The sequence below is a fragment of the Streptomyces sp. genome (assembly GCF_035563135.1).
In the GTDB taxonomy this organism is placed as follows: Bacteria; Actinomycetota; Actinomycetes; order Streptomycetales; family Streptomycetaceae; genus Streptomyces.
The window spans coordinates 1-4,640 of sequence record NZ_DATMVN010000273.1 but is presented as its reverse complement, the minus strand read 5'-3'; the positions used below and the strand labels follow the sequence as shown (position 1 = coordinate 4,640).

The following is a 4,640-nucleotide window of genomic DNA, read 5'->3' as shown; positions in this document are numbered from 1 at the left end:
GGCGGGCTGCCGGGTAGCGGACCGCGGGGCGGCTGCCCGTGAGGCGCGTGTCACGCCGCCGCGAAGGTCCGCAGCCAGGCCGGGAAGGCCGTGAGGTCCGGCAGGATCACGTCGGCACCGGCCGCGCGCAGCTCCTCCTCGTCGCACGGACCGGTGGTGACACCGACCGACAGGGCGTCCGCCGCACGCGCCCCGCGCACGTCCCCGGTGTGGTCGCCGACGTAGACCTGCGCACCGTGCTCAAGAAGGGCCTCCGCCTTGCCCTCGGCCCAGAGCCCGCCGATCAGCACGTCCGCGCCGATCCCGAGGTGCGCGAGGTGCAGCTTGGCGTTCGGCTCGTACTTCGCGGTGACGACCATCGCCCGCCCGCCGAGCGCCTGCACGGCCTCGACGGCCTCCCGGGCGCCGGGGAGCGCGGTCGTCGGCGTGATCGCCGTGTCCGGGTAGAGCGCGCGGTAACGGTCGCACGCCTCCTCGACCGCATCGGCCGGGAACCAGTTCCGCATCTCGTCCTGGAGCGGCGGGCCGAGCCGGCTGACGACCAGGTCGGTGTCGATGTGCACACCCGTCTCGGCGGCCAGTGTCTCGTAGGCGGCCTTGATACCGGGCCGGGAGTCGATGAGCGTCATGTCGAGGTCGAAACCGACCGTCAAGGTGTGTGCGGGCATGCCACCCATTGTGCCGACCGTCCCGGCCCGGCCGCCGGGCCGTCCACCGTGCGGCGCGAAAGGCGCTCCGGGCACCCAGGGCCGCTGGCCGGCGGACAGACTCACCACACCCGCTCCACTGGGGCGGGTGTCGCAGGTTCGAATCCTGCCGGGGCCGCACCCCCACTGAACGGAGGAGGCCACCCCCTGATCGGTCTCCGCCATCGCGGTGTCGGCCAGGTCGACGAGCGCGCATACGCGCTTCGGCAGGGGAAGGCAGGCGGGCCGGAACCGGGCGACGAGCGGAAAACGCTGAGCTGTGGATCCGTGCGGGCCCATGGGCTCCCCCAGGTGTGCGTGAGGACGGGTAAGGCCACAGTGGCCGCCGGTTGCGCGCCTGCGGCCACCGTCCACTACGCGTGGGGTGTCACCGCCAGTCGACGACGATGCGATTCAGCGGGGTGTCGAGCACGAAGAGGCCGGAGCGCTGCTCGATCGCGGGGGCGTCGAGGGACTGGATCTCGAACGTGGCCTCGCGGTCTCGGTACTCCAGGTCCCACACGCCGATGGCTGCGGCGACCTTCGCCGCCAGTTCATCGCTGCCGGGACCGTGGCCGATGACCCCGAACTCCCACAGCTTGCCGCCCTCGGGGGTCCTCTTCTCCGACAGACGCCGGGCGAGGTAGGTGACGGCTCCCTTGTCGACGGCTGCGGTCGAGGAGGGGTAGGGGTCCTCGGTGAGCAGAGTGCCCTTGGCGGCTTGCGGGAACAGCATCCGGATCAGGCCGGAGGGGAGGGAGCAGGTGAGGAACAGTTCCATCCACTCCGGCGACTCCATGGCGCGGACCGTCGTGCCCGTCCACTCCTCGGTGCGCGGTTCGCGCAGGACGCCGACGAGGGCCTCGGCGTCGATTTTCTGCCCGGCGGGGGCCTGGAGCCGTACGGTTCCGTCCGTGCTGAGCGGGATGACTCGACGGTCGTCGTCGGCGATACCCCGTCTGAGCGGCATGAAGGTGTTCATCTCGCTGCTGAGGGACATCCACCGGCCATCGTGCTGCTCATAGGCGATGGACCGGGACACCGTGCCCTTGAGTCGCTGCGGGACGAGGAGCCGGCCCCCGGGAGCAAGCTGCTGCAACCAGGCATGCGGCACGCCGTGAGCACCCACGGTGGCGATGACCCGGTCGTACGGCGCGCCTTCCGCGTAGCCGAGGGCCCCGTCTCGGGTCATCGCCTCGACATGGGTGATTCCGGCGGCGGACAGATGCGCGCGGGCGCCCTCCACGAGGTCGTCGTCGACATCGAGCGTGGTGACGTGCCCGCTCTCACCGACCAGATGGGCGAGCAGACCGGCGTTGTAACCGGTGCCTGCGCCCAGTTCGAGGACGCGCTCGCCCTCCCGGGCGCCGAGCTGGTCCAGCATGAGGGCGACCACGCCCGGCTGGGAGGCGCAGGAGATCGAGCTGCCGTCGGTGTCGTACTTGATGTGCACCGGCGCGTCGGCGTATGCGTCTTCGAGCGGTACATCGGGCACGAACACGTGACGGGGCACGGTCCGCAACGCGGTCTCGACGGCGGGCGTGCGCGCGTTTCCGTCAGCGCGGATCTGGTCCACCAGGGCGTTGCGGAGGCGTTCGGCATCGGACGCCGGGGTGGTGATCGTGTCGGTGTTCACCGCTTTCACGTTATCGGCGTCGGTCGTCGACCCGGTCGGCGACGCGGTGTGGTCACTCGTTCCCATGACTGCCTCTCGTGCAAGGTTGGACAGGGCGCTCTGGTCGTCCCTGAGGAGACCGGCGCGATTGGCGTGGAAGATGATGTGGTGGGCGATGACGGCTCGCAGACCGCGTGTGAGGACGCCCCGTTTCGCGAGACCGGCAAGTGTGGTCCCCGTCCGCTCGAAAGCGGTCACTCACGCCCCGTGCCCGTGGAGCGGGCCGGGTCGGTCACAGCCTCGACGAGGAACAGCCCGCGACCCGGCTCGTCCTCCTCGCCCGCGTGGCTCAGCTCCGGCAGACGCGACGGTTCCTCGTCCACGATCCCGACTGCGGCATTTCCCCCTGGCCCACTCCCACCACCGCAGCCACCCCGCGCAAACCCAAGCACCGCACCGCTACCTGCGCCGGCACAACGCCAACGCCCGCCACCGACGTACTCGCCGCCCGACGCAAGGAACGCGCCCGCATCCACAGCGAGAAACGCATCCGCTGGGGCGGACGCATTCCTGAGACCGCGGCCTGACCCAGCCCGGCGAAGACGGGCATACCCGCGAAAGCCCGGATACGTGCAGCAGGAGCCAGTTCGCCCTCTTTTACATGCACTGCGGTGGAAATTCTCTTGCGGAGTCGCCTGAGCACCCGATACCCAGCATCGAGACGACGAGGAGCAAAGTATGACGACACGTCTGGGTTCGTTGAACGAGTTCTGCTGGATGGACCTCAAAACTCGTGACTCAGCCGGCACCGCCACCTTCTTCTCGAAGACGCTGGGATGGCGCTTCGCGGTGGACGAAAACGACTGGCGCAGGGCCACGAAGGTGACCATCGACGGCCACCTGATCGGCGGTGTGAGTGACTTGGCGAATCCGGTCTACCCACCAGAAACACCCGCCCACATCGCCTACTACTTGGCAGTCGACAACGTCGATCGCCGTGCCGAAGCGGCGACGGTGAACGGAGCTCGCCTTGTCGTGCCTCCCTTCGACGCGGGCGATCAAGGCCGCATGGCGACACTGATCGACCCGGTCGGTGCCGCCTTCTCCCTGTGGCAGCCACACCACTTCACCGGATGGACGTTCCCACAGCACATTGCGGGTGCTCCACACCGCATGGTCCTGACCTGCGATCAGCCCGACAAAGCCCGACACTTCTACAGAGAGACGATTGGCGCCCCTCTGACCTGCGCCGATTTCATCGCCGCGCGTGGAGCCGGGCCATCCGGCCCGCAGTGGGAACTTACGGTCGACATCGATGATCTGGACAGCGTCGTCGCCCGCGCACACGACCACGACTCGGCCCCCTGGTCCGAAGAGACCGGTCGTCGTGTTGTGCGGTTGAGCAGCCCAGAAGGACTGACATTCCAGGTTCGCCGCCGGGAACGGTGACTCGTTCACCGACCACGTAGTGCAGTCGGGCACGAGTCGCCGCCTTCAGCCCGGCACGCTGCGGGCCGGCGACGTCTACAGCATCCTGGCCCCGGTGACCCCGCAGGAGGTGGAGCTGCGCAGGGAGCGGGCCCGGTGACGGGGAAGGCCGATGCCCTGCACGGTGGCACAGGGCACCCATAGACTCGGCCGAGCCCACCTCCCCACGCCCCGGCCCCGCGCTTCCCGGCCCTCGCTCACCCGATTGGTCCCGATGGCAGCCGCCGCTCCACGCCTGTCCCGACGCGCGCTCCCGACCGCCGCCGCCCTCGTCGCGCTGCTGCTCGCCGTCCTGCTCAGCCTCGCCGTGGGGGCCCGGACCCTCGCACCGTCCGCCGTCCTGGACGCCCTGCTGCACGGCGGGCACTCGGACGCCGCCGAGGTGGTCCGGCAGATGCGCGTGCCGCGCACCGTGATCGGGCTGATGGTCGGCGCGGCGCTCGCCCTCGCGGGCACGGTGCTTCAGGGCATCACCCGTAACCCGATCGCCGACCCGGGGATTCTGGGGATCAGCCAGGGCGCCTCGGTGGCCGTCGTCCTGGCGATCGCGTACGCCGGGGTCCACACCCTCACCGGCTATGTGTGGTTCGCCTTCGCGGGCGCCGCCGTCGCGTCCGTCGCCGTGTACGCCATCGCCGCCCGGGGCCGCGGCGGGGCGACGCCGGTGAAGCTCGCGCTGGGCGGGGCCGCGGTCAACGCGCTGCTGGTGTCGGTGACCATGGCCGTGCTCACCACCGAGGCGGCGGCGCTCGACGAGTTCCGCTTCTGGCAGGTGGGCTCGATCGCCGGCCGCGAGGCCCAGGTCGCCCAGCAGATCTGGCCGTTCCTGCTGATCGGCGCCGTCCTCGTGG

4 protein-coding genes and 2 pseudogenes are annotated in these 4,640 nt (G+C 70.3%); 3 read left to right on the top strand and 3 right to left on the bottom strand.

Going from position 1 to position 4,640, the window contains the following annotated elements; translation table 11 throughout:
• Positions 1–50: 50 nt before the first annotated feature.
• The 3 genes and pseudogenes from VN520_RS11980 to VN520_RS11970 all read right to left on the bottom strand — a co-directional run bounded on the left by VN520_RS11980 (position 51) and on the right by VN520_RS11970 (position 2,684).
• Positions 51–668, bottom strand: coding sequence for an HAD family hydrolase (locus VN520_RS11980; RefSeq protein WP_325746865.1), 618 nt, complete (start codon positions 666–668; stop codon positions 51–53).
• Positions 669–1,074: 406 nt separating this feature from the next.
• Positions 1,075–2,598: pseudogene (fxlM, locus tag VN520_RS11975) on the bottom strand (methyltransferase, FxLD system); the annotation flags it as partial.
• Entirely contained in the window at positions 2,556–2,684 is a 129-nt protein-coding gene (locus tag VN520_RS11970) for a hypothetical protein (protein WP_414719834.1), read from the bottom strand. The gene VN520_RS11970 and the pseudogene fxlM, both read right to left, overlap by 43 nt.
• Before the next feature lie 8 nt (positions 2,685–2,692).
• On the opposite strand from VN520_RS11970, the pseudogene VN520_RS11965 reads away from it, so the two are divergent.
• The 3 genes and pseudogenes from VN520_RS11965 to VN520_RS11955 all read left to right on the top strand — a co-directional run.
• Positions 2,693–2,888: pseudogene (locus VN520_RS11965) on the top strand (IS630 family transposase); the annotation flags it as partial.
• 151 nt (positions 2,889–3,039) lie between these two features.
• Positions 3,040–3,750, top strand: a complete 711-nt coding sequence (locus VN520_RS11960; protein ID WP_325746864.1) for a VOC family protein — start codon at positions 3,040–3,042, stop codon at positions 3,748–3,750.
• Positions 3,751–4,003: 253 nt separating this feature from the next.
• Positions 4,004–4,640: FecCD family ABC transporter permease (locus VN520_RS11955; RefSeq protein WP_325746863.1), on the top strand; the 637-nt coding region annotated here is incomplete at its 3' end.

Excerpts from the sequence above, each read along its gene's own strand:
- VN520_RS11980 (WP_325746865.1), bottom strand. The coding sequence starts at position 668 with ATGCCCGCACACACCTTGACGGTCGGTTTCGACCTCGACATGACGCTC.
- VN520_RS11960 (WP_325746864.1), top strand. The coding sequence starts at position 3,040 with ATGACGACACGTCTGGGTTCGTTGAACGAGTTCTGCTGGATGGACCTC.